The sequence below is a fragment of the Sulfitobacter dubius genome, assembly GCF_900113435.1.
Lineage (GTDB): Bacteria > Pseudomonadota > Alphaproteobacteria > Rhodobacterales > Rhodobacteraceae > Sulfitobacter > Sulfitobacter dubius.
The window spans coordinates 557,120-579,352 of the sequence record NZ_FOPG01000003.1; the positions used below are offsets into that span (position 1 = coordinate 557,120).

Annotated in this window: 25 protein-coding genes and 1 pseudogene; 13 read left to right on the plus strand and 13 right to left on the minus strand. The window is 58.2% G+C overall.

The genetic code is table 11. The annotated features are described in order from the left end of the window. Position 1 precedes the first annotated feature (1 nt). The 3 genes from BM229_RS15200 to BM229_RS15210 form a co-directional block, all read right to left on the minus strand. The gene (locus tag BM229_RS15200; protein ID WP_093928473.1) at positions 2-196 is read right to left on the minus strand and encodes a helix-turn-helix transcriptional regulator; all 195 of its coding nucleotides are present in this window, start codon (positions 194-196) and stop codon (positions 2-4) included. A gap of 205 nt (positions 197-401) precedes the next feature. Beyond that, positions 402-1,640, minus strand: a complete 1,239-nt coding sequence (locus tag BM229_RS15205; protein ID WP_093928474.1) for a tyrosine-type recombinase/integrase — start codon at positions 1,638-1,640, stop codon at positions 402-404. A gap of 370 nt (positions 1,641-2,010) precedes the next feature. Then, on the minus strand, positions 2,011-3,264 hold the full coding sequence (locus BM229_RS15210; RefSeq protein ID WP_093928475.1) for a tetratricopeptide repeat protein: 1,254 nt from the start codon (positions 3,262-3,264) through the stop codon (positions 2,011-2,013). Positions 3,265-3,717: 453 nt separating this feature from the next. Between BM229_RS15210 and BM229_RS15215 the strand changes: the two are divergent. The 3 genes and pseudogenes from BM229_RS15215 to BM229_RS15225 all read left to right on the plus strand — a co-directional run. Beyond that, positions 3,718-4,050, plus strand: a pseudogene (locus tag BM229_RS15215) (hypothetical protein); the annotation flags it as partial. A 19-nt stretch (positions 4,051-4,069) separates the two neighbouring features. Beyond that, positions 4,070-4,537, plus strand: a complete 468-nt coding sequence (locus BM229_RS15220; RefSeq protein ID WP_093928476.1) for a DUF411 domain-containing protein — start codon at positions 4,070-4,072, stop codon at positions 4,535-4,537. Positions 4,538-4,576: 39 nt separating this feature from the next. After that, complete coding sequence (locus BM229_RS15225; RefSeq protein ID WP_093928477.1) at positions 4,577-5,521, plus strand: cation diffusion facilitator family transporter; 945 nt, start codon at positions 4,577-4,579, stop codon at positions 5,519-5,521. 64 nt (positions 5,522-5,585) lie between these two features. Here BM229_RS15225 and BM229_RS15230 read toward each other — a convergent pair whose 3' ends face one another. From BM229_RS15230 to BM229_RS15250, 5 genes are all read right to left on the minus strand, one after another. Then, complete coding sequence (locus tag BM229_RS15230; RefSeq protein ID WP_093928478.1) at positions 5,586-6,185, minus strand: DedA family protein; 600 nt, start codon at positions 6,183-6,185, stop codon at positions 5,586-5,588. A gap of 39 nt (positions 6,186-6,224) precedes the next feature. Beyond that, positions 6,225-7,343, minus strand: a complete 1,119-nt coding sequence (locus tag BM229_RS15235) for a metallophosphoesterase family protein (RefSeq protein ID WP_093928479.1) — start codon at positions 7,341-7,343, stop codon at positions 6,225-6,227. A gap of 70 nt (positions 7,344-7,413) precedes the next feature. Next, positions 7,414-7,800: a GtrA family protein gene (locus BM229_RS15240; RefSeq protein WP_208604094.1), complete on the minus strand. Its 387-nt coding sequence runs from the start codon at positions 7,798-7,800 to the stop codon at positions 7,414-7,416. Further along, on the minus strand, positions 7,800-8,795 hold the full coding sequence (locus BM229_RS15245) for a glycosyltransferase family 2 protein (protein WP_093928481.1): 996 nt from the start codon (positions 8,793-8,795) through the stop codon (positions 7,800-7,802). The genes BM229_RS15240 and BM229_RS15245 overlap by 1 nt, the downstream gene beginning before the upstream one ends. Continuing rightward, positions 8,792-9,961 carry a phospholipid carrier-dependent glycosyltransferase gene (locus BM229_RS15250; protein ID WP_244152217.1) on the minus strand — a complete coding sequence of 390 codons (1,170 nt, stop codon included), beginning with the start codon at positions 9,959-9,961 and terminating at the stop codon, positions 8,792-8,794. The genes BM229_RS15245 and BM229_RS15250 overlap by 4 nt, the downstream gene beginning before the upstream one ends. A 496-nt stretch (positions 9,962-10,457) precedes the next feature. Between BM229_RS15250 and BM229_RS15255 the strand changes: the two genes are divergently transcribed. Together BM229_RS15255 and BM229_RS15260 are read left to right on the plus strand one after the other, a co-directional pair. Next, positions 10,458-11,129 carry a response regulator transcription factor gene (locus tag BM229_RS15255; protein WP_093928483.1) on the plus strand — a complete coding sequence of 224 codons (672 nt, stop codon included), beginning with the start codon at positions 10,458-10,460 and terminating at the stop codon, positions 11,127-11,129. A gap of 187 nt (positions 11,130-11,316) precedes the next feature. After that, a complete protein-coding gene (locus BM229_RS15260; RefSeq protein ID WP_167360267.1) occupies positions 11,317-12,495 on the plus strand; it encodes a sensor histidine kinase in 1,179 nt (392 codons plus the stop codon). Between the two features lie 206 nt (positions 12,496-12,701). Here BM229_RS15260 and BM229_RS18100 read toward each other — a convergent pair whose 3' ends face one another. Next, positions 12,702-12,878, minus strand: coding sequence for a hypothetical protein (locus tag BM229_RS18100; RefSeq protein WP_208604095.1), 177 nt, complete (start codon positions 12,876-12,878; stop codon positions 12,702-12,704). Positions 12,879-12,894: 16 nt separating this feature from the next. Then, complete coding sequence (locus tag BM229_RS15265; protein ID WP_093928485.1) at positions 12,895-13,419, minus strand: DUF305 domain-containing protein; 525 nt, start codon at positions 13,417-13,419, stop codon at positions 12,895-12,897. A gap of 98 nt (positions 13,420-13,517) precedes the next feature. Here BM229_RS15265 and BM229_RS15270 point away from each other — a divergent pair, with 98 nt between their 5' ends. From BM229_RS15270 to BM229_RS18470, 8 genes are all read left to right on the plus strand, one after another. Further along, positions 13,518-13,790 carry a metal-sensitive transcriptional regulator gene (locus tag BM229_RS15270; protein ID WP_093928486.1) on the plus strand — a complete coding sequence of 91 codons (273 nt, stop codon included), beginning with the start codon at positions 13,518-13,520 and terminating at the stop codon, positions 13,788-13,790. A gap of 329 nt (positions 13,791-14,119) precedes the next feature. Continuing rightward, positions 14,120-14,350, plus strand: a complete 231-nt coding sequence (locus tag BM229_RS18310; protein ID WP_208604096.1) for a hypothetical protein — start codon at positions 14,120-14,122, stop codon at positions 14,348-14,350. 82 nt (positions 14,351-14,432) lie between these two features. Beyond that, positions 14,433-14,711 (plus strand): hypothetical protein, encoded by a 279-nt coding sequence (locus tag BM229_RS15280; RefSeq protein WP_139226297.1) that lies wholly within the window; start codon positions 14,433-14,435, stop codon positions 14,709-14,711. Then, complete coding sequence (locus BM229_RS15285) at positions 14,711-16,174, plus strand: TolC family protein (protein WP_093928489.1); 1,464 nt, start codon at positions 14,711-14,713, stop codon at positions 16,172-16,174. Before BM229_RS15280 ends, BM229_RS15285 begins: the two co-directional genes overlap by 1 nt. A gap of 17 nt (positions 16,175-16,191) precedes the next feature. Continuing rightward, positions 16,192-17,550, plus strand: a complete 1,359-nt coding sequence (locus BM229_RS15290) for a multicopper oxidase family protein (RefSeq protein WP_139226298.1) — start codon at positions 16,192-16,194, stop codon at positions 17,548-17,550. 45 nt (positions 17,551-17,595) lie between these two features. After that, positions 17,596-18,330, plus strand: coding sequence for a copper-binding protein (locus BM229_RS15295; RefSeq protein ID WP_093928490.1), 735 nt, complete (start codon positions 17,596-17,598; stop codon positions 18,328-18,330). A 69-nt stretch (positions 18,331-18,399) separates the two neighbouring features. Further along, entirely contained in the window at positions 18,400-18,942 is a 543-nt protein-coding gene (locus BM229_RS15300; protein ID WP_093928491.1) for a helix-turn-helix transcriptional regulator, read from the plus strand. 23 nt (positions 18,943-18,965) lie between these two features. Further along, positions 18,966-19,334 carry a hypothetical protein gene (locus BM229_RS18470; RefSeq protein WP_338117471.1) on the plus strand — a complete coding sequence of 123 codons (369 nt, stop codon included), beginning with the start codon at positions 18,966-18,968 and terminating at the stop codon, positions 19,332-19,334. Positions 19,335-19,365: 31 nt separating this feature from the next. Here the strand turns inward: BM229_RS18470 and BM229_RS15310 are convergent, their stop codons facing one another. The 3 genes from BM229_RS15310 to BM229_RS15320 are packed head-to-tail and all read right to left on the minus strand — an operon-like array spanning position 19,366 to position 22,229. Next, positions 19,366-20,379, minus strand: coding sequence for a proline racemase family protein (locus tag BM229_RS15310; RefSeq protein WP_167360277.1), 1,014 nt, complete (start codon positions 20,377-20,379; stop codon positions 19,366-19,368). Between the two features lie 48 nt (positions 20,380-20,427). Continuing rightward, positions 20,428-21,708, minus strand: coding sequence for a TRAP transporter large permease (locus tag BM229_RS15315; protein WP_093928493.1), 1,281 nt, complete (start codon positions 21,706-21,708; stop codon positions 20,428-20,430). Between the two features lie 17 nt (positions 21,709-21,725). Continuing rightward, a complete protein-coding gene (locus BM229_RS15320) occupies positions 21,726-22,229 on the minus strand; it encodes a TRAP transporter small permease (RefSeq protein WP_093928494.1) in 504 nt (167 codons plus the stop codon). Positions 22,230-22,233 lie beyond the last annotated feature (4 nt).

Here is a 22,233-nt window from a genome sequence, read left to right on the forward strand (position 1 = left end):
GTCAGGCGGCGACGGCTCGCTGAGTCTCCATCCAGTCGCGCAATTCGTCGGCTCGGAAGTAGAGCCGATTGCGGATGCGAACGGGACTCGGGAAGCCGAGCGACGGGTCTTGCCGCCAGCGCCACACGGTCATTTCCGAGACGCCGAGAATCTCGCGGCGAGCGACGTGTGCGGGAACGTATTCGGGTCGGTCCATAGCCGTTTTCCTTCTTGCTCTTCGCCGGTGAGCCCGGCGACACGAAGGAAGATGCCCCGTATCGTTCGCCTCTGATAGCTCTAGATACCGTGTGCTCGCACGTCGCTTGAGGCGAGTTCGCTCTTGTAACACCGTGTCACACGGCGTCACAAAGTTCGGTGCAAGTTCGCCACATGCTGCGAATATCCGCACCGTTCGCGCGCGCTCACGCCCGAATCGGGATCACGTTCTCGGCCTTTCCCTCGACGATCGAGACGACGTAGCGCGCCCATGCGTCGAGCGCGGCGCGCTTCTCGTCGGCGTAGTCGTGGCGCTGATAGACGGCGACGATCCCGCCACCCGTGCCCGAGACATGATTGAGCACGGCCTCGGTGACGCGAACGGGGATGCCGAGCCGGGCCATGCCGGTTGCCGCCGTGCGGCGAAGGTCGTGGAAGGTCCAATGCGGAATCTCGACGGGCTCGCCGCGTTCCTTGGCGGCGACCTCGGCCATCTTCGCGGCGACGGCTTCCCGCCCCCGATGGAAGTTCGAGAGAGCCGAGGCGCCCGTCGTCGTGAAGAGATAGCCCGCACCCTTGATCTTCATTGTGCTCGCCAGCACGTCGCGCACCGCGTCGGAGAGAGGCACGTCGTGCGCCCGGCCGTTCTTCGTCCGCTTGGCGTCAAGGTGCCATGTCGTGCCGGTGATCTCGGCCTCGCGCATACCCGCCACCTCGCCAAGCCGCTGCCCCGTGAGCAAGAGCGTCTTCGTGAACGGCCCCCATAGGTCGAGTTCGTCGCAAGCCCGCCAGAGCCACCGGATTTCGTCCTCGGAGAGCACGCGCTCGCGGCTCGCTTCTTTGACAACGCGCTTCACGCCCGTCGCCGGGCTTATGGCGACGATATCGCGCTCGACGCACCAGTTGAGGAAGGTGTTGACGTAGGCCCGCACCCGGTTTGCCGTCACGGCCCGCCCGCTTTCGGCGATCCCGTCGAGAAGGTCGATCACGTCGCGCTTGGCGATCGTGTGAATGTCGCGCTCGCCCCACGCAGCGACGACGAAGCGATCGAGTTCCCGGCGTACCGTCGCCCGGCTGCGAAGCCCCTTAAGGCGTAGCTTGTCGTATTGCCCGATCAGCGTTTTCACCTTGTCGCGCTCGGAGAGATCAACTTCGAGCCGGGCGGCCTTCTCGGCGCGCTTCTTGGCGGCGGGATCGTCGCCAGACTTCGCCGCTTCGAGCGCCTCGGCGGCCGCCCCCCGTGCCTTGGCGAGCGACATGGCGGGCCACGAGCCGAGCGTCAGCTTAACTGGCTTCCCGGCCGAGCGATAGCGTAGCGCCCACGACTTCGAGCCCGACGGCTGCACGATCAGGAAGAGGCCCTCTTGCCCGCCGTCGCTGATTTCGCGGCGGTTCGGGCCGGACTTGGCTGCGTCGATTGCCGTCGTGGTGAGTGCTTTCGCCATGTCGTCTCTGACCTCTTGTGTGAGGCCCGGGCGTTACCCCGAGCGTTACCCGGGGTAACATTTTCGCCGATTTGAGGCGTTACCCGGTGCTAATGAGTGTTAAGGGAAATCGGTCTAAATACAAGTGATTCCACATTTTTTAAGGGGTGTGCGTTCTGAATGGTTAGCGTCGGATGGGCCCCAAAACTTGACTGTTAATCAATTGGTCGTAGGTTCGATCCCTACCGCCGGAGCCAATCTCTCCTAGATCACTAAAAAGATTGGCGCTTATGCGATTGCGGTCGCAGCGCATTCTATTTAGCGCGTCTTGGCTTCACCCACAGACGCAAGCACCCCGTCAGCCCGCTGGCAGGGTACTTGCGTTTGTTCGTCATCCGGCACGAAGACCGGGCATCCCAACTGACCAATTTGCGGCCAGCGCAAGCGCTTTTTCCGCTTCGGCATCGTTCAGCTTTTGCCGAAACTCATGCCATGCAGCGCCGTCGGTAGCTTCACCAAAGTCATGAGCTAACTGCTCATAGGCCAGCGCAAGGACGGAATTCAGCGGCACACCGCGCCCCTCATCATATAGCGTCGCCATCCAGCGCATGGCCCGCGGCTCGCCACATTCCGCAGCCTTGAAAAGCCATAGTGCGGCGTCAATATCGCTTTGCTCGATACCATCCCAATTCAGGTACATAAGGCCAATATTTAGGTAGGCTACAGGCTCCCCGCCGTTTGCCGCGCGTTGATACCATGCAAGCGCTTCATCCATATCTTTGGCAACGCCCCATCCCATTTGATATTGTTTGCCCATATTGATCTCAGCGGCGGGCACTTCCATTTCGGCGGCTCTATGGTACCATTCTGTTGCCTTTTGGTGATCCTGTGAGCCCCCGATCCCTTCATTGTACAAGTTGCCCAGATTGATCTGGGCAGCAGGATGATCCTGATTGGCAGCGGCAAGGTAATAGGTCCTTGCTTTGGCATGATTAACGGGTATGCCCATGCCCTCATCATACACAAGGCCTAGGGTGTATTGTGCATCCGCCAAACCTTGGTCCGCAGCAATTTGCAAAAGACCAACGGCACGGTCGGGGTCCGGATCAGAACCTTGCAGAACCAATACGCCTGCACGGTAAGCTGCAAGCGCGAAGCTCCCATCGGCCTTCAGACACTTTTCGTACCAGCTCAGCGCTTGGTCGGGGTCATGTGCCAGTTCCCCTCCTAGATCGTGCATATTGCCCAAGTTGAACATGGCTTTGACGGACCCTTGTTCCGCCGCGCGAACAAAGTAGGACATCGCCACATCAAGATCAGCGTCGACAGCCAGCCCATTCCGGTAGCACACACCGACAGAGTTAAGCCCGCCTGCATGGTTTTGATCAGCGGCCTTCCGCGCCCATTCGAGAGATGTCACGAAATTCTGCGACACGCCCAACCCGTCAAAGTACAGGCGGCCCAACTCACATTGAGCTTCAGCATTTCCCTCTTTGGCGAAAGCGCCGAAAATTTCATGCGCTCGATCGTACTGACCTTCCTCCCGCGCTATCATTCCACTTTCTATGTCAATAGAGTCCGCGCCCGTCGTTTGAAATGGTCTCAATATACGGCCGAAAAGTGAGCCTTTGTTGCGAGTTTGCATTTTGAAGTATCCTCTATTGCCATGCCCCGCTGCCTCAAGAACACACGCCTTTTATGGAGAAGTATGGACCTGATAGTGACCTAACGTTGCTGGCAGTGGATCACTACATGCTTTGCCGATTTTCCGCGAACAGGCTGAATTTCAGCAAAGAATTGCTGAACTACTGGTCCACCACGCATTTGACAATTTCCAAATATGGATGGCTGTTTCTCCACCCGCGGCATTGGTTTTGGCATTTCGACGAAGGGAGCGAAGACAGAGAGGCCCACGGGCGGTTTTATCCTACCGGACGATGCGCTGATCAGTGGGGCAGGGGCCGCTCCTCGAGACTCTGCGCCTAAAGATAGATTGGACCCGGTTTGGCATCAAACTGCGAAAGGTTACTTGGTGCTCGGCAGCGGCGCCTTGTTTGCAGCGGCGTGGGCATCCCGGCTTGTCCGGCCTGCTGAAAGTCCCGGCTCCGATGTGGCTCTTGAAACCGCCGATGCCGCGATCCTGCGCGAGCGGGTGACGGATGTGGCAGGCCAAATCCGCCTTGCACGTGCCATGATCGGGAGTATCCGGCAGAAAATCGCCATCGACCTTGAGCTGAAGGCCGGGTTCCTTGTCGCCACGGTGCTTGGCGTCACCGGCCTCTGGATCGCGATTTTGGCGCACACTGGGGTGGCTGTTTTGGTTACGCTCAACGCCCTGCGGTTGCTACCTTTCCGCCCAACTTTCGCTGAGCGGTTGGCCGAACCCGGCCGCTGCCCTACAACCCATGCAACAGATGAAACGACAGCCTGAACCTCTGGAAGGATTTTACATGACCCTCACACGACGCAGCTTGCTGGCCTGTTCCGCGAGTTTTGCCGCCGCCGCACCCCTCGCGGCCTTGGCTGAAGCAAAGCCCGCGATCCATGTAATGAAAGATCCTAATTGCGGTTGCTGTTCGGCGTGGATCGAGATTTTGGAGAACGAGGGTTTTGCCGTGACCACGGAACGCAGCTTGGGGACGCTCTTGATTAAATACAAGCAAGACAACGGTATTCCGCAGAATATGGCCTCTTGCCACACCGGAAAGATCGAGGGCTATATGATCGAAGGCCACGTCCCGCCCGGCGACATCCGCAAACTGCTGGCAGAGCGCCCGGATGCTATCGGCCTCGCCGTGCCGGGAATGCCCTATGGCTCGCCGGGGATGGGACCGGAGAGTGAGCGCGACGCATATGACGTCTATCTGATTGCCCGTGATGGCAGCAGCGAAGTCTTCACACGCTACGAGGCTGCATAAAACGCAACGGTTCTGGCCCTAAACCGGTAGGAAGCACATATGGCACATGATCACGCCCATATTGACCCCGAAAGCGGAGACCGCAGAGTATCACTGGCAATCTGGGCGAATGCGCTTCTGACGGTGGCACAGATCGTGGGCGGTGTCTTTGCGGGGTCGCTCGCTCTTATCGCGGACGCGCTGCACAATTTTTCGGACATGGCCTCATTGGTCATCGCTTTTGTCGCCCGCAAAATCGCACGGCGTCCGGCAGATGCGCGGATGACCTTTGGCTATGGTCGAATTGAAATCGTTGCCGCCCTGATCAACTACACCACGCTCATTCTGGTCGGGATCTATTTGATCTACGAAGGCGGGATGCGCATGATTGATCCGCCTGAGGTGGCGGGTTGGACGGTGGTCATTCTGGGCGCTGTTGCGCTGGTGGTCGATACACTGACGGCGCTGCTGACCTATTCGATGCAGAAGGACAGCGTGAATATCAGGGCTTTGTTCTTGCATAACCTGTCAGACGCGCTGGCCTCGGTCGCTGTGATTATCGGTGGCACGCTCATTATCCTTTACGACCTTCGGTGGGTCGATCCCGCGATTACCATCGGTATCGCGCTTTATATCCTCTATCTGGCCCTTACTGAAATCGGCGGTCCGATCCGTATGCTGATGCTGGGCAGTCCGCCCGACATGGATGCAGGCGCAGTGGTCGAGGCGATGAACAATGTCGATGGCGTCCGGGATGTGCATCACGTTCACCTTTGGCAGATGCAAGAGCATGAGGTGGCTCTTGATTGCCATGTGGTGTTGGTGGGGCGAGATTGGTCGGATCTTGAGGTCGTAAAGCAGGAGGTTAAGAAAAAGCTCGCCAATGACTTCGGCATCACCCACTCCAGCCTTGAATTTGAAACCTCTGCGAATGCCCATGTGGGAGCGTCGTTGTTTGGCCATAAAGACGGCGAAAAAAGCGCCGGCGAAGAGCCTAGTGCATAAGATTCTTAAAGTGCTGCAAACGGCCGATGATTGAGACTGTCTGAACTGCGCCTTTCCACCGGCGTCATCTTTGTGCCTGAGGGCGAAGCAACCGCCAGACATAAAGAGCGAGAAGGCCCAAGAGCAGAACATTTGTCACCGGATTGATCCACATCTCGACTTTGGCAAACTGCGCCTCCAGCAGATAGCCTGAAATGGTGAGCGCAGCCGTCCAGAGGAGGCTGCCCGACCCTGTGTAGAGAAGAAATGGCAGCAGCGGCATCCCCGTCATGCCGGCTGGGACGGATACCAGCGTTCGAACCCCCGGCACAATCCGGCCCAGAAACACCGCTTTGCCACCATTGCGCCGAAACCACGAAAGGGAACGGTCAAGGTCTTGCTCTGAGATGGTCAGCCACCTGCCGTGCCGCGCGATGAGCCTGCGCAACCGTGCTTCAGATACTGCTGACCCGATCCAATACCACAGAAAAGCTCCTGCAACTGAACCGATCGTGCCGGCGATCACCACACTTACAAAGGAGAGGTCACCATTCGCCGCGAGATAGCCGGCGAAGGGCATGATGACTTCCGAAAGGATCGGCGGGAAGACGTTCTCAAACAACATCAGGGCGGCGACGCCGAGGCTCCCCGTTGAAGCCAGCAGCGAGGTGATAAAGTCAAACATGCTCGGGCCTATGCGGTAGGTTGGGCAGCATTGCCCGTTTCAGCACGGGATCAAGCCGCTGTCAGTTTCCTCGGATCCGGGGGCGGTGAGGTAGGTCCAGATGGCCGCCTCATCTGTGAAGGTCAGCTTCAGCACGCCTGTTGTCCCGGTAATCAGCCGCTCAGAGAAGGCCGCAGGCTCAATATTGCCCTGTGTCGACTTGCCGCCGGCCCCTACCACGAAGGCGATTGTGCCGCCCTCTGTTGGCTTTCCCTCGGCATCCAGCGGCACGGTGCGTTCGTAGAAGTGATTATGACCATGCAAGACGAAGCGGACACCTGCCTCAGCGACAAGCCGGAACAGCGCCCGTGCATCGTTCGATCCGCTGCGCACCACGCTCGAATAGGCGGGTTTATGAAAATATGCGGCAGTGCAGCTGTCGGGATGCGCTGCGAGCACTTCTTTTGCCCATTTCGCCTGTGCAGACCCTTCGGACGCATCGATCTCGCTGTTGAGTGACAGGATCAACCAGTTCCCGGCTTGCAGAGCGTAATAGCCGCTTCGGTCTGGCCCTGCGCGATCTTGCCAGTAGTCAAAGTATGCATATGCAAGAGGGGAGTGGTATTCGTGGTTTCCAGGGGTCGGCCATGTGCGCTCCCAAGCAGCCCCCCAATAGGGGTCGTAGCAATCTTCAAAGCCCACGGCTTCTCCGCGTTTATAAACCAGGTCCCCCAAGGCAAGCACTGCCGTTTCGGGGTGTTGTTCCAAGATGCTGGTGGTGTCTATCATGCCCTCGTTCGGTGTGGCTTCTGCCCGGGGAAGACCAACCGCATAGCGCAGGTTTCTGTCGGTTCTACCCAAGTAGCCTCCGTTTGCGCAGGAGGCGATGTCACCTGCCGCCAGAACAGAGAATGGCAGCGTCACATCCAGTTTGTGGACCCGGTTTGTGTCGAACATGTCTGATTGCAGAGGGCTCGCCAATGACCGTATGCCAGAAGCCGCGACGGAGAATACCTGGCCTTCGGTCCCGGCAACAAGAATAAGGGCCACTGCTGTTGCCAATAGGGTTCGAAAGGCGGTTTTCTTCATCTGGTTCTCCTTAAACGAAGCAGTAGAGTTTGCCGAATGATCGGACCATTGCCGCAATATTACCAATTGGTAAGGTGTTGATCCGGCCATGGATGCGGGCTTGCAGGGCTGCACATTTCAACCAGAGCCATCACAGCCATTGCGACAGCACCGACGGCAGTCAGCGGGGCTGCGCAGGACCGCGAAACGCCCAAAATTTGCTGAGCGCAAAAGTCAAAAATGCAATGCACCCGGTTGAGGTCCACAGGCTCATGACTTCAGTCTGATTACCGACCGATAACAAAGCAATCAGCAGCACTTCGTTGCCGGCAAAGCCGATCAGGGCGACAAGCGCGAATTTCCAGAGCGCGTTTGACAGGCTGACCTCTTGGTCTGCAAAGGAAAAGCCGAGATGGCCGATGAAGCTGACCACGAAAGCGATTGTGAAGGCGAGCAGGTTCGCCATCTCTGGCTGCCAGTTTGACTGGATCAGTAGAAAGCCGATCATCATATGAACGATGGTCGCAAACAGGCCGACCATCCCGAAACGCAAAAATTGGCGCCACATCATAGATGCTCCCGATCAGCAGAAAAGTCTTCCGCAATGATAAAGCCGGGACGGCCTTTGACCTCCGTAAAGACCCGCGAGAGGTATTCGCCCAACACACCGATGGAGATAAGTTGCACGCCGCCCAGCAACATGACGGCCACCACAAGTGTCGACCACCCCGGCACCTCGATGCCGAAGACTAGGGTGCGGATGGCAATCCAGAGGGCGTAGAGAATTGAACAGGTAGCAATGGTCATACCTATCCCTGTCCAAACCCTTAGCGGCCATGCGGTGAAGGACGTAAGGCCGGTCAAACCTAACTTGAACAATCCAGCAAAGCCGAATTTAGAGGCTCCGGTCGCCCGCGGGGCCAACTCAATCGCCACAGCCTTGGTGCGAAAGCCGACCCAGCCATACAGCCCCTTCATAAAGCGATTGCGCTCAGGCAAGGCACAGAGCGCATCGACAACCCGTCGATCCATGAGCCTAAAATCGCGCGCATTGGCTGGTATCGCGGTGTCGCCGCCGATATTCAGCAGGGCATAGAACGCCCGGGTGAAAACCCGTTTGCGCCATGTCTCGTCCCGGCGTTGCGCGCGAACAGCACAGACCATCTCATACCCCTCGGCGCGATGTTTCAGCATGGTTTCGAGATGAAAAAGGGGTTCTTGAAGATCGGCATCAAGAATGACCGCCGCCGCCCCCACTGTACTCTCCAGACCGGCCATGATCGCATGTTCCTTGCCGAAGTTCCGCGACAGTCGCAGCACACGAAGCGGATATTGGGCGCAGAGTGCTCGACTTTCCTCAAAGGTGGAATCGAGGCTGCCATCATCCACGATGATGATCTCGAAACTACTCACCAGTCTGCGGGCATGCGCATCCACCTTGGCCACCGTTCTGGTGATATTGCCCGCCTCATTGAAAGCGGGGATCACAAACGAAAGATCGGGAATAGGTTGTGGAGAAGGAACGAGCTTAGGCTTAACATAGCTTTCGGGGCGACGGTTCATCGTGTTACCTCCCGATCCAGATTTTCGACGAACAAGATGCGATGCCCAAACCGTCCGGCAGGATCGAACCGCGAACCCAGAAAGGGAACCAGTTCTGAGGCGATAGATGCCGGGATGGCTACCGCGTCGCGCAAGCCATTGTCTGCACGGCTATCGGATGTCGCGGTTCGCTTGGTGAACTGAACTCTGCCTCGCGTATAGAACTCGGCAGAAAAGCTGCGACCGCCCCAATAGGTGATCTGCACATCAGGATCGTAACTTTGCGCCGCGGTTACTAATCTGCGCTCTGACCGATAGGTGATTGATCCGGGCTGGTAACGCGCCAGAATGGTCAGAGATAGAAATGCCAGCCCCACAAAAACAATGGCCATGAAGACCGTGCTCCGCGCCCACCACCCCGGTCGGCCTCTACCCTGAGTCCAAAGCGAGACCAGAAGAACCGCCGCTGCGGGAAGCCCGGGCAGGGCATAGGCTGGCAAGATGTTTGCGGCGGGGGTGAAGAGGATCAGCGGCGCGACGACCCAAAGCGCGAGATAGCTGTGCCAGCCTCGATCACTCCCTGTCATTTCCTTGACGTAAGAGGCGGCTCGGGGAAGCAGGGGCAGGGCAAACAGGCTCCATGGCAGAAACGTAGCGCCGGCATAAAGCCAGATCAGGCCCTTGGGCTGCTCATGGCCGGAGCCGTAAAGATCACCCTGCCAACCCGGCACGACAAAGCGCTGGAAATGCTCTCCGATAAGGAAGTAGCGCAGGAACCCCGGGGTCTTGATCTCGGCCAAGATATACCACGGAAGGGTCAGCGCTGCGGCGATCAACAGCCCCGACAGCCAGGGAAACCCGCGTAATTCCCGCCAGCGTCCAGTCAGCGCCAGCCATGGTACAAGCGCGATCACCGTTATGACAAGCGCGACTGGTCCCTTCGCCAAAAGGCCGATTGCGATGCCGACGAAGAACCACCGTCCCCATGTGCTGCGAGAGGGGCCGTCCTCCATATAGTTGTAGAAGCCGATCATGCTCAGGGTCGTGCCGAGCACCATGACCATGTCCGTCATCACAAAGGCCGACGCGCCAAAAAACATTAAAGATGAAGCGAGAACCGCCGTCACGACCAGAGCCTGATCCGGGCCCCGGTGCCGACGCATCCAGGCGAAAAGAAGGCTTAGCACCCCCAATGACGCAGCAAAGATGAATACCCGCGCACCAAAGGCCCCAACACCAAAAGAGCTTCATCCCCAAGGCATACAGCCAAGTATGTAAGGGAGGTTTGCCCCAAAACGGGACGCCATAGTCAAATTGGGGTGTGATCCAGTCCCCTGTCTCGACCATCTTACGCGCGATTTCGGCATAGCGGGCTTCTGTAGAATCCGTGAAAGGCCACCAGAACATGGCAAGCAGGCGCACGGCGAATAATGCACCGAGTGCAAACAGCAGGAACCGTTGGTCACTGCGCGTTAAGCCAAAGCGCCCCGCATGCTCTTGCCGCACGGCTGTATCGAATTTGGGATCAATTGCGACCATGATGTCCTGTCCTTTTTCTAAGGGCATAGGACGGCAGTGATCTGCAAAAGGTGGTCGGCACTATACCGATCCGTAACATTACGAAGATGGCTTAAAGCTGCAAAGCAGGTTATTTTCTCGATACCTTACGGAGCTTGGGCGCAAATGCGGGTGCTTGTTGTAGAAGATGATAGCGAAACGGCTGAGTATATCTGCACCAGCCTAAAAGCGCTTGGTCATGTGACGAAGCATGCGTCGGATGGCAAACAAGGATTCCTTGATGCCTTGGACAATGACTTTGACGTGATCGTTGTCGACCGGATGCTGCCCGGCTTGGATGGGATGACCCTCGTCAGATCAGTGCGCGGTGCGAATGTTAACACGCCGATCCTATTCCTGAGCGCGCTCGGCGGTTTGAACGACCGGGTGAATGGATTGGAAGCCGGGGCGGACGACTACCTTGTGAAACCTTTTGCTTTTTCAGAACTATCTGCGCGCCTGACTGCACTTGCGCGTCGTCCCCCGATGCAGACAGAAGAAACGCGACTTCAGGTTGTCGATCTGGAGATTGACCTGATCCGCCATACTGTGTGCAGATCCGGCCAAGAGATCGCCGTGCAGCCGCGTGAGTTTCGCCTTCTATCCTACCTAATGAAGAACGCCGAGCGGGTGGTGACACGCACCATGTTGTTAGAGGCAGTTTGGGACTTTCACTTTGATCCTAACACGAATGTCGTTGAGACGCATATCAGCCGCCTCCGCAACAAAATCGACAAACCTTTCGACCAGCCGTTGATCCATACGGTTCGGGGCGCTGGATACAGCCTCCATGGATAAGCACGCGCGCAAAGGTCCATCCGCGTTGAGGACATCCATAAGGCTGTCTTTGCAATACTCGTTCCTCTATTCGGTGCTCTCTGCACTGGTCTTCGCCTTGGCCTATTGGTTCACGCAATACGAGGTTCAAGACTGGGTCCTCGACCAAATGCGCAGCGATGCGGGCACACTCGTTGAAATCTTTGAGTTGGGCGGCGATGAGATGCTGGTCGACCGCGTAGATGCCCTCGCCGAAGTCAGCTTTCAGAATGCCCGGGTTTACCAGCTTCTAAACTCAGACGGCGCGATTGTTTCCGGCAACCTGTCCTCGACCTTTGCAAGCCCTTTGCCAGACTACCTTCCGGCACAGGATTTGCCACTTGCTGGAGAAATCCACGACGAGGTCACCGGCTATTGGCTGCGCGCAGATGATGTTGGCCCCTATCTCCTGATCCAAGGGACAGGAGACCATATCGTCTTGGAGATACTGGAAGCGCTCGGCATGGCTTTGGTGGTAGGCTATTTGGCGGTTGTGATCCTCGGCCTTATCGTCGGTATCCGAATAGGCCGCATCACCGAGCGACGGATTGCGGCGATATCAAATACCCTCGCGGAGGTTTCCGCTGGCAACCTCGCCTCCCGTATTTCAACGGCCCCAAAGGCTCGTGATGATCTTTCGCGGGTATCAACCGAGATCAATAGTATGCTCGGTCAGATCAAACGCCTGCTGGAAAGCCAAGAGCAAATCTCGAATGATATTGCCCATGATATGCGCACACCGCTTCAGCATCTTCGGCAGCGGCTGGAGAAACTACGAGACAGCCCGACGATCCGCCCGGACGATATTTCAGCCAGTCTCGATCAAACTGAAGAAATCATAGCGACCTTCAACGCCCTTTTGCGTATCGCCCAGATTGAGGGGAGTGACCGTCGCGAAAGGTTTGGGCTGTACGATCTTTGTGAGATCATAGCCAATGTTACGGAGGTCTTTGAGCCTGCGGCCGAGGATGCTGGCATTGAGTTGACCACTAAGGTGCCGGGCGAACAGCTTGAGGTTGTTGGCGATGGAAATCTTCTGACGCAACTACTGTCGAACCTTGTCGAGAACGCAATCAAACATTGTCCCGCTGGTTCTAAGGTTCTGGTCTTGGCGGAAAGCACACTTGCCGGCCCGACCTTGCGCATCACTGACAACGGTCCGGGGATCGCACGCGAGGATCGAGAGCGTATTTTTCGACGGTTCTTTCGGGGCGAAAAAAGTCGGAACAGTCCTGGGAATGGCCTTGGCCTAGCATTAGCAAAAGCAATCTGTGATCTGCATGGCGCCGAAATAACCGTGTCAGAGAATGATCCAGGAACAACTTTCGAGATCAGTTTTCTGCGGTAAATGCGGTTCGGCTCTGAACATAGGTTGGTTTTGCCGAATTCGAGTAATGCAGTTTAAGTTCTCTCATATCAGACATTGATTGAGTGAGCGGGCAATGTCGGCCTTGGGCGGCGGGCTCAGCAGGTGGATGCAATACACTGTGCGAACTTCTCCGCTGGCGTCTGATATTGCAGGGCTTTGCTTGGCCTTTCGTGACGGCCCAGTTGTCAGAGCAGATTGCTGCTGTTCGCTGCAGGGTGCCCCTCCCAAAGCCATCGCGCCTTCTGCCCCGCCGGGCACAGGTGGTTTGGCAGGGCCATGCGGTACAGAACGGCGGTGTTTCCGGGCGCTGCGGTCGCCGGGTCAGATGTCACGTCGGCCACATCACGGGTGTCTCTGGGCATCATATGCTCCTTCATCTTAGGGTTCGGCGCGGGGCGTGCCGGGCGCTGCATCCCCGTTGGCTTCGATGTCTTCGATATAGAGCTTCATCTCTTCGATCTCGCTGCGCTGCGCCTCAATGATCGCGTTGGCCAGTTCGCGTACGCGCGGATCGGACAGGTTTGCACGTTCGCTGGTCAAGATCGCAATGGAATGGTGCGGGATCATGGCTTTCATCCAAGCCGTGTCGCCTACCGTGTCTTGCGAACGGACCAAGTATAGGCCAGCTGCAAAGGCGATGGCGGCCCCAGTAAAAATTGCAAGATTCATTTTTCGATTGGAGTACATGCCGAGCATGAAGGCGAGCATGATAATTGCCATCACCCCGCCCATATAAAACGCCATCCACATCCGTGTCTGCGAAAAGAAGACATGATCAAGGGCATAGGTGTTCAAGTACATCAGGCCGTACATCACAACCGTTGAGGTGCCGATCATCGCGAAGAACCGACCATAGCCGCTGCCTGAGCCTTCGCTATCGTCGTGCTTATTCTTTGAAACCATTGTATTGTCCTCCTAAATTGCCAATGTGTGCCTTCGTTTTATACCCATATGGGGTATGTTTTCCGGTTGGCAACAAATCCCAAACGGAGCGCCGCCTCATGAAGGCTAACAAGGAAAAGACGCTGGACCGCCTAGCGCGGCTCGAAGGACAGGTACGCGGCATCGCGAAAATGGTTGAGGCCGACCGCTATTGCATGGACATCTTAGCGCAGACTGCGGCGATCCGATCCGCCGTTCTGGGGGTCGAAAAGCTTGTGTTGGAGAACCACGCCCAGCATTGCGTTGAGGCTGCGATTGCCAGCGGCGACCCAGAAGAGCAACGCGCCAAGTTTGACGAGTTGATCGGTCTTTTGCAAAAGGCGTCGAAGTAGGCGTTTCCGGCCTATTGCCTAACGCGTTCTGGCTCCGAGGTTAGCGCCACGGGCCTCCATCTTGGCCGAAACGTCGAGCCGCCGCCCCGTAGGTTTGGCAGATTTCTGCCAGAAAACCGCAAACCTTCCTGCGCTGGACGCGTTGACAGGTCGTGCGGCTTGCGACACTGCTAACCCCTATGCGTGCTCTGGCAAACATATCAAACCTCTGCCGCGCCCTGCTTGGCGTGGTCTTGGCTTGTAGCCTATTGCTGCTCCCGCCCTCGTCGGTTCACGCGCAAAGCGGGATGCATGACAGCGCGCAGGCGGCGCCTCACGTGGGCCATCAAATGACCGCAGCGTCTGAGCCGCAGCAAGAAGCAGCAGCAGTGCCCGACCACGCCGATGTACGCGAAGATTTCGAAGGCGAGCCTTGCTGTGGTGGTATTTGCCTGACGGCGGCGCTGACCACCTCGCAAGACGTTAAAATGACGGCTGTGCGATCCGTTGAATACACCAGCGTGTCCCATTCCGTCGCCTCTGGCCAACCCGCTGGCCAATTGCGCCCACCTCGAGCCTGAGTTGATCCCGGCCGACTAACGGCCTTTGCATCCGCGGCGTCTGGCTGCGGGTAAGATCACCTCATTCTCAGGCAAAAAACCAATGAAATTACCACTGATTGCAGGGGCGATGTCCCTGACCCTTGGGGCTTGCGCAACCGCGCTCCCCCCGTTTCCCGACGTGACTACCGCTTACGTACAGCAACCCACGCCTCTGCCCGAAGTCGCCGCGATGACCGCCGCCGACAACAGCACGCGCGGCAGTGCCACGACCGCCGAAGAGCAACCCTTCGCAGGTTACCGTCGCCGCGGCGTGGTGGAGCCGCTCGATTGGCGACGATTGAACGCTGAACAAGCACCTATGCAAGGGATGAACCACTGATGCGTTGGAAACTGAAAACCGCCGCCGTCATTACGCCTCTGATCTTGGGCGCCTGCACGGCCCCGGTGCTGCCGGTAAATTACTCGGCCCGCGATGCTGGTTTTGCCGCCGTTGAGGCGCGCACCTCCAAGGCCATCGGCAAGCGCACCGTCTGGGCGCAGTCGCAGGCAGAGACCGTCGCGGCCTCTAAACAGGTCCGCGCCATGGTGCAGGGCAAGACGATCAATGCCGAAACCGCGGTGCAAGTCGCGCTTTTGAACAACAAAGGGCTTCAGGCATCCTATGCGCAGATCGGCCTTTCGGCGGCCGAAGCATGGCAGCAGTCCACGCCAGAAAACCCCGTCGTTTCCATCGGCTTGCTGGGCATCGGCGCGCCTGAAGTTGGTCTTTACCGCGCCTTGGAAAGCATGATCGCCGTGAACCTGCTGGATGCCCGCACCCGCAAACAGCGCATCGCCGCTGCCGAGGCGGAGTTCCAGCACGCGCAGATGCAAGCGGTCAGCGAGACGTTGGCGCTGGCCAATGAGACGCGCGAGGCTTGGGTCAACGCGGTCGCGGCCTTTGAAACGGTCAGCTATCTGAAACGCGCGGCCGTCACCACCGATGCGGTGGCGGAACTGGCGCAGCAGCTGGGCAAGACCGGCGCGCTCAACAAGGCCGCGCAGGCCCGAGAGCAGGCGTTCAACGCCGAAATGGCGGGCCAATTGGCACAGGCGCGGCTGGACGCACAATTGGCCAAGGAGCAATTGACCCGGCTTATGGGCCTTTGGGGGCAGGACGTGGCCTATTATGTACCTGATGCCCTGCCGCGTGTGCCGAACACGGTCGGCAGCCACAAGGGCATTGAACGGCTGGCGCTGGCCAATCGCGTTGATTTGGAAGTCGCCCGGCTGGGGTTGGAGGCCACGGCCAAAGCCTACGGCCTGACCGATGCCACCCGCACCCTGACGGACCTCGAAGTTATCGCCGGGGCCGAGATCGAGCGTGAAGAAGAGGACGGAGAGACCGAGACCAGCGTGTCACCGCAGGTCGAGTTCGAGTTCGTGATCCCGATCTTCGACAGCGGCAAGGCGCGGCTGCGCAAGGCCGAGCTGAGCTATCTTCAGGCGGCCAATGTGCTGGCCGAGCAGGCTGTGAACGTCCGCTCCGAAGCGCGGGCGGCGGCCACGGCCTACCGCTCAAGCCACCAGATCGCGCGGCACTACTCAGACGTCGTGCTGCCCCTGCGCCGCACAATCGACGAGGAGGCATTGCTCAGCAACAACGGCATGATCACCAGCACTTTCGACCTGCTGAACGACGCCCGCGAGAAGATCGCGAGCCAGCTCGAAGCAGCCAGCGCCAAGCGTGAATTCTGGCTGGCCTCGGCTGGTCTGACAGCCGCGATCTACGGCGGTGGCAGCGCCGGCGGTGGCGCCGGTGGAGAGACACAAATCGCCGCCGGTGGCGGCGGCGGACATTGAGACAAGGAAGCAACCAGATGATTAACAGACGTCAACTGCTGGGGGCCGGTGCTGCGGGAGCAACGCTCGTGTCTTCCAAAGCATGGGGCCAGACCATGAATATGGGCCTGCCTGAAGCCGCGGTGATGGACAGCGCGCTGACCCAATCGCCAACCCGCCCCACCAGCGGGCCGGATTACAATCCTGTGGTCACGCTCAACGGCTGGACCCTGCCGCACCGAATGAACAATGGCGTGAAGGAATTTCACCTCGTTGCCGAACCGGTGGAGCGGGAGCTGGCCGACGGGATGGTCGCGCGGCTCTGGGGCTACAACGGCCAATCCACCGGCCCGACCATCGAGACCGTCGAGGGCGACCGGGTGCGCATCTATGTCACCAACCGCCTGCCCGAACATACCACCGTGCATTGGCACGGGCTGATCTTGCCCTCGGGCATGGACGGTGTCGGCGGGCTCAGCCATCCCGGCATCCCGCCGGGCAAGACCTTTGTCTACGAGTTCGACCTGACCAAATCCGGCACCTTCATGTACCACCCGCATGGCGACGAGATGGTGCAGATGGCGATGGGGATGATGGGCATGTTCGTGGTCCACCCCAAGGATCCGGACTTCATGCGCGTTGATCGGGACTTCCTGATCATGCTCAACGCCTTCGACATTGATCCCGGCACCTACATCCCGCGCATCATGACGATGACGGATTTCAACCTGTGGACCTGGAACAGCCGGATTTTCCCGGACATTGACCCGCTTGTGGTCAACCAAGGGGATAAGGTGCGGGTGCGCGTTGGCAACCTCACGATGACCAACCACCCGATCCACATGCATGGCTATGACTTCAAGGTCACCTGCACCGATGGCGGCTGGGTGCCGGAATCGGCGCAATGGCCCGAGGTGTCGATCGACATCCCCGTGGGGGCCATGCGCGCCTATGAGTTCGTGGCCGACCATCTGGGCGACTGGGCAATCCATTGCCACAAATCGCACCACACGATGAACGCCATGGGCCACGACGTGCCGACGCTGATCGGTACCAACAGTTCCAACATGACACGTCAGGTCCGCCGCGTGCAGCCCGAGTTCATGCCCATGGGCACGGCAGGCATGGCGGATATGGGCGAAATGTCGATGCCGCTGCCCGACAACACCGTGCCGATGATGGCCGGTTGGGGGCCACATGGCCCGTTGGAAATGGGCGGCATGTTCTCGGTCGTGAAGGTGCGCGAGGGCATCGACGCGGACGACTACGAAGATCCCGGCTGGTACGAAAACCCTCTGGGCACCGAGGCGTATGAATGGACGGGCGAACTGCCAGAGTTCGCGCAGAACCACAGCCCGAAAACCCAGATCACGCCAAAACCAACCTCCAAGGGCTAAGCGGCCCTAGGACCACAATGACAACCAACCCATACAGGAAACACCATGAACAAACTTCTTCTCTCGACCGCCCTCAGCCTTCTCATCACCGCCCCCGCCTTTGCCGCGGGCACCCATGGCGGCGGTCATGACGACGACGGCCACGGCGACATGCACAAGGAAATGGCCATCGGCATGCCCGGCAAGGCCGAGGCGGTCGATCGCACCATCGACGTGACCATGCGCGAAACCGACGATGGCGAAATGATCTTTGAGCCCGCCGAGTTCCACATCAAGAAGGGCGAGACGATCCGCTTCAACGTCACCAACAAAGGCGAGATCGAGCATGAGTTCGTGATCGACACGATGGAGGGCATTGCCAAGCACAAGGAAGCCATGGCCAAGATGGACATGGAGCATGACGACCCGAATTCGGTCCGTCTCGACTCCGGCATGGAGGGCGAGGTGATCTGGACCTTCGCCAACGAAGGCAGCTTCGAATTCGCCTGCCTGATCCCCGGCCACTACGAATCCGGCATGCATGGCCCGATCACCGTGGCGCAGTCTGATGAGGCGCCAGAGGCGCCCGCGGTCTACTCCACCGGCAAGATCAAGAAGGTCGACGCGAAGGGTAAGAAAGTGACCATCATTCACGGCCCGCTTGAAAACCTCGACATGCCGTCGATGACCATGGTGTTCAAAGCCGATGAAGCGCTGATCGCCAAAATGAAAGAAGGCCAGAACATCGAATTCGTGGCCGACCGCGTGAAAGGCAAGCTCACCGTCACAGCGATGAAGTAAGCGCCTATCGCAGGGCCGCTTGAACGGGCCGGCCCTGCGCTTTCCACCAAAAATAAGGCACTTCGAGCTATGAAATCGCGTGGAACCATCGCCCTTTGGGCCATCGCTGCACTACAGGCAATTGTGGCGATCTTCTTTACTGTTTGCTTCCTACTGGACGTCATAGGAATGGAGCCCGATTTTCTGATCTGGCAGAGCCATGAGTATCAGCAAACGATCTTGGCAATCGGGTTGAATCTGGGGGTCGCCTTGGGTTGGATTGCCTTGAGAATGAGTCTTCATCGTGCCCGGCTTGCCGAAGAAAAGATGCGCAAATGCACGTCGGAGTTCTCGCAATTGATAGCCGAGCATTTTCATAAATGGAGACTGACGTCCGCAGAGAAAGACGTCGCGCTCTTCTTGACGAAAGGACTAAGTACCCGGGATATTGCAGGGCTGCGAGGCACCTCCGAAGGCACGATTAAAGCGCAAACAAATGCAATCTATCGCAAGGCGGGGGTCGCGGGCCGAACTCAGTTGCTCAGCACCTTCATTGAGGACCTGATGGATGACGTCTTGGTGCCCGCAGAGGTGCGCGATGATACGAGGGTTCATGTGGACGACGCAGCTTGATTGCCTCCCATCTTGACCAAAGGATGGCTGTCTGGACAGAGCGGCAGGGTGAACCCGTGCTCTTAAGAACGGATAACTTTCCCGCGCCGCCGCATGATGCGACGGGCCATACTTGGCATCACGGTAACGCGCTGCTGTTGGACTATACCAAACTTGGGGGCAAGGCTGCACCGGCTGCCCGGGGCGTGAAGAGGTTTGATAGTGGGAAGCCCGCCTTCAGTGAGGTGATCTCGAATGACCTCGGCCTGTCTGATCCCAAGCCCGACACCAAATGGGCAAAGGCGCAGCGGCTAAGGCCGAATGTGTTGCGCAACTATCTGCGAAGTGACGTGAAACCTGTGGCGGGCATGGAGACTTTCCCACCCGCTATGAAACAGTCGGTCGCCACGTAAGCTGCGGCGGCCGACCGTCACGACTGTGTTTTTAGGTGATTGTAAAACCGCGGCCAACAGGATCGGTTTCATCGATCAACCATTTGGCATAGCCGATAACTTTGGCGGTGCCTTTAACCGTAGGGATCACAGCGCGCTGGTTCCCCAGCATGGTTTCACCCAAAAGCTGACCTTCGAAGCGCCCTTGGCCCAGCAGGCCCTCGGACTTGATGGTTTGGCCGATCTTCATCTGCCCACGCGCTTCGAACATCGCCATCATCATTGATGTGCCCGTGCCGCCGGGCGAGCGATCAAGCTTTCCATCGCTGAAGACATGCACGTTGCGGTAAAGGCTGTCCGCGTGGTCAGGCTCTTGCCAGAAGGTAGTGAAGTTCAGACCCTGAATATGCTTCTCGGTCGGGTGCTGAATTTTCATCTTGGCGTTGATCTGATCCTTCACCAGCACACCCATCTCAGACAGCAGCTTGCCGTTCTGTGGACCGATCGGGCGTTCCCCGTCTGGCCATTTGACGACAGCAAAGAAGTTGCCACCAAAGGTGATGTCTGCCTTCAATTCGCCATAGCCGGGCAGGGTGATCGGCACATCTTGTTCCAGAACAAAGGCAGGGACGTTTTGGAATTTGGTCCAAGCGATCTGACCGTTTTCGCGGCCTACTTCAGAGGTCACATCGCCTGCTGGTGTTTCAAAGCGGATTTTCGTTACATCGCCGCCCGCGTCATGCACCAGCCCGTGTGAGACCAGTGCCATAGACAGTGCGATAGTGCCGTGGCCACACATCTCCATGAAATCATCACCATCGCACCACAGCATGCCCGCGTCATAATCGGAGCTGGAAGGCGGGGTGACGAAGACGCCGACCATATCGTGGTGGCCGCGTGGCTCACGCAGAAGGGCCGTTCGCACGAAGTTATAGTTGTCTCGGATAAACTGACGTTTTTCGGTGACGCTCAGCCCGTGGGGATAGGGGATGCCCCCGTGGATGATGCAGGTGGGTTCGCCATCGGTATGTGTATAGATCACATCGACGAAGCGGTTGTTGGTCATCATTGGACAGAGTCCTCCTGTGGTTTTTCTTAGAAAGTGAAAAAAGTGTTAGAGTCCGAGGGCGCGCGGGATCAGCAGCACGAGTTGATCGGGGAAGGCGATCACGGCACCCAGAACAAGGAACATCACCGCGATAAAGGGCAGGTTCGCCCGGGTTAGGGTCAAGATATCGACCTTCGCGATGACGCTGGTGATAAAGAGGGCGGCCCCAACTGGCGGGGTCTGTTGGCCGATGCCCCAGCAAAGGACAACGACCATGCCAAAGTGGATCGGGTCGATCCCCAGCAGTTTCACTGCTGGAAGGAACAGCGGCACGATGATGAAGATCATCGCAATCCCGTCCAAAAAGGTGCCCGCGATAATCATGATTGCGCTCAGCATGATCAGGAACAGGATGGGTGACATGTCCATCTGTGCGAGCGGCGCGAGAATGCTGTCGGCCAATTGCTCGAACGTGAAGGCAAAGCCCATGACATGCGCGGTCGCCGTCACCAGCATCACCGCGCCGGATAGAACTGCGGCCTCGCAGAAGGTTTGATAGAGTACACGCAGCTTGAGGGTACGGTAGTAGAACATACCAACGCAGATGCCATAGACGACTGCCACGGCAGAGGCTTCGGTCGGGGTAAAGATACCACCCAGAATGCCCCCAAGGATGATCGCCGGCATCAGCAACGCGGGAAGCGCTTTGCCAAAGGCAACCAACATGCGTTTGCCGCTGAAAGGGGCCTCAACCGGGTAGCCTTCGCGCACCGAGATGATCCATGCCACAATGATCAGAGCCACGCCCAGCAGCACGCCCGCCATCAGCCCCGCGGCAAAGAGCGCGCCTGTAGAGATGCCGAGATAGGCCCCCAGAATGACCATGGGCACGCTGGGCGGAATGATGATGCCGATGGTGGAAGACGCGGCAGTGACGGCTGCGGTGAAGGGGCGGCTGTAGCCGCGCTTGATCATAGGGTCGATAATCATCCCGCCCACGGCGGCTGTGTCGGACATCGATGTGCCGCTCATCCCTGCAAAGAACATGGAGGTGACGACATTAACCGCCGCCAGACCGCCGCGCATCTGTCCAACGAGGGTCTTCGCAAATTCGATGAGATGACCAGAGATGCCAGAACGACTCATGATTTGACCGGCAAGGATGAAAAGCGGCACCGCCAGCAGTGGGAAACTTTGCACCCCGCGGTAAAGGCGCTGAGCGACGATCAACTGGTCGATGTCTCCCATCCAGAAGATGCCGATGGCGATGCAAACCAACGCAAATGCGATGGGCAGGCCGATGCCGATCAATCCCAAAAGGATGCAGAGGATTAAAAGCAGTTCCATGGTCGGTTATCCTCGGGTCAAAGATCGAAAGGGCTGTTGTCGGCGTCGTGGCGGCTGTCGGGGTCAAGCCCCTGACGAATGCGCGGCAGGCTGCGGGCAATCTGTATCAGCGCATCAAAGCAGATCAGCGCGCCTGCAATGGGGATCGCCGCATAAAGCCAGCCGCTAGAGATTTCCAAAACATTGGTAGTCTGCCCGGCAAAGCGGATAACCTGCCGCCCGCCATACCACGCCATGATCCAGCCCACGCCACCGATAAGTAGCTGGTTGATGACGTAAAGAACGCCTTGCGCCCAGAAGGGCAGGTTGCGCACGAAGACATCGACCTTCAGATGCGCACCCCGCCGCAGCGCCAGATAGCTTCCTAAGAAGGTAATATAGGTCAGCAGCGCCAGCGAAACCTCAAAGCTCCAGCTGAGCGCGTTGTCGAGGAGATAGCGGTAGATTACCGCCAGAAAAGCCACACCGACGGCCGCGAGCAGCAGGGCTGAGATGATCGCTTCGAGTATGCGGTTAATCATGGCT

What these genes read in the sequence shown, in the direction of transcription:
- BM229_RS15200 (WP_093928473.1), bottom strand. Translation starts at nt 196, where the DNA reads ATGGACCGACCCGAATACGTTCCCGCACACGTCGCTCGCCGCGAGATT.
- BM229_RS15205 (WP_093928474.1), bottom strand. Translation starts at nt 1,640, where the DNA reads ATGGCGAAAGCACTCACCACGACGGCAATCGACGCAGCCAAGTCCGGC.
- BM229_RS15210 (WP_093928475.1), bottom strand. Translation starts at nt 3,264, where the DNA reads ATGCAAACTCGCAACAAAGGCTCACTTTTCGGCCGTATATTGAGACCA.
- BM229_RS15220 (WP_093928476.1), top strand. Translation starts at nt 4,070, where the DNA reads ATGACCCTCACACGACGCAGCTTGCTGGCCTGTTCCGCGAGTTTTGCC.
- BM229_RS15225 (WP_093928477.1), top strand. Translation starts at nt 4,577, where the DNA reads ATGGCACATGATCACGCCCATATTGACCCCGAAAGCGGAGACCGCAGA.
- BM229_RS15230 (WP_093928478.1), bottom strand. Translation starts at nt 6,185, where the DNA reads ATGTTTGACTTTATCACCTCGCTGCTGGCTTCAACGGGGAGCCTCGGC.
- BM229_RS15235 (WP_093928479.1), bottom strand. Translation starts at nt 7,343, where the DNA reads ATGGCCGGATCAACACCTTACCAATTGGTAATATTGCGGCAATGGTCC.
- BM229_RS15240 (WP_208604094.1), bottom strand. Translation starts at nt 7,800, where the DNA reads ATGTGGCGCCAATTTTTGCGTTTCGGGATGGTCGGCCTGTTTGCGACC.
- BM229_RS15245 (WP_093928481.1), bottom strand. Translation starts at nt 8,795, where the DNA reads ATGAACCGTCGCCCCGAAAGCTATGTTAAGCCTAAGCTCGTTCCTTCT.
- BM229_RS15255 (WP_093928483.1), top strand. Translation starts at nt 10,458, where the DNA reads ATGCGGGTGCTTGTTGTAGAAGATGATAGCGAAACGGCTGAGTATATC.
- BM229_RS18100 (WP_208604095.1), bottom strand. Translation starts at nt 12,878, where the DNA reads ATGCCCAGAGACACCCGTGATGTGGCCGACGTGACATCTGACCCGGCG.
- BM229_RS15265 (WP_093928485.1), bottom strand. Translation starts at nt 13,419, where the DNA reads ATGGTTTCAAAGAATAAGCACGACGATAGCGAAGGCTCAGGCAGCGGC.
- BM229_RS15270 (WP_093928486.1), top strand. Translation starts at nt 13,518, where the DNA reads ATGAAGGCTAACAAGGAAAAGACGCTGGACCGCCTAGCGCGGCTCGAA.
- BM229_RS18310 (WP_208604096.1), top strand. Translation starts at nt 14,120, where the DNA reads ATGACCGCAGCGTCTGAGCCGCAGCAAGAAGCAGCAGCAGTGCCCGAC.
- BM229_RS15280 (WP_139226297.1), top strand. Translation starts at nt 14,433, where the DNA reads ATGAAATTACCACTGATTGCAGGGGCGATGTCCCTGACCCTTGGGGCT.
- BM229_RS15285 (WP_093928489.1), top strand. Translation starts at nt 14,711, where the DNA reads ATGCGTTGGAAACTGAAAACCGCCGCCGTCATTACGCCTCTGATCTTG.
- BM229_RS15290 (WP_139226298.1), top strand. Translation starts at nt 16,192, where the DNA reads ATGATTAACAGACGTCAACTGCTGGGGGCCGGTGCTGCGGGAGCAACG.
- BM229_RS15295 (WP_093928490.1), top strand. Translation starts at nt 17,596, where the DNA reads ATGAACAAACTTCTTCTCTCGACCGCCCTCAGCCTTCTCATCACCGCC.
- BM229_RS15300 (WP_093928491.1), top strand. Translation starts at nt 18,400, where the DNA reads ATGAAATCGCGTGGAACCATCGCCCTTTGGGCCATCGCTGCACTACAG.
- BM229_RS18470 (WP_338117471.1), top strand. Translation starts at nt 18,966, where the DNA reads ATGGCTGTCTGGACAGAGCGGCAGGGTGAACCCGTGCTCTTAAGAACG.
- BM229_RS15310 (WP_167360277.1), bottom strand. Translation starts at nt 20,379, where the DNA reads ATGACCAACAACCGCTTCGTCGATGTGATCTATACACATACCGATGGC.
- BM229_RS15315 (WP_093928493.1), bottom strand. Translation starts at nt 21,708, where the DNA reads ATGGAACTGCTTTTAATCCTCTGCATCCTTTTGGGATTGATCGGCATC.
- BM229_RS15320 (WP_093928494.1), bottom strand. Translation starts at nt 22,229, where the DNA reads ATGATTAACCGCATACTCGAAGCGATCATCTCAGCCCTGCTGCTCGCG.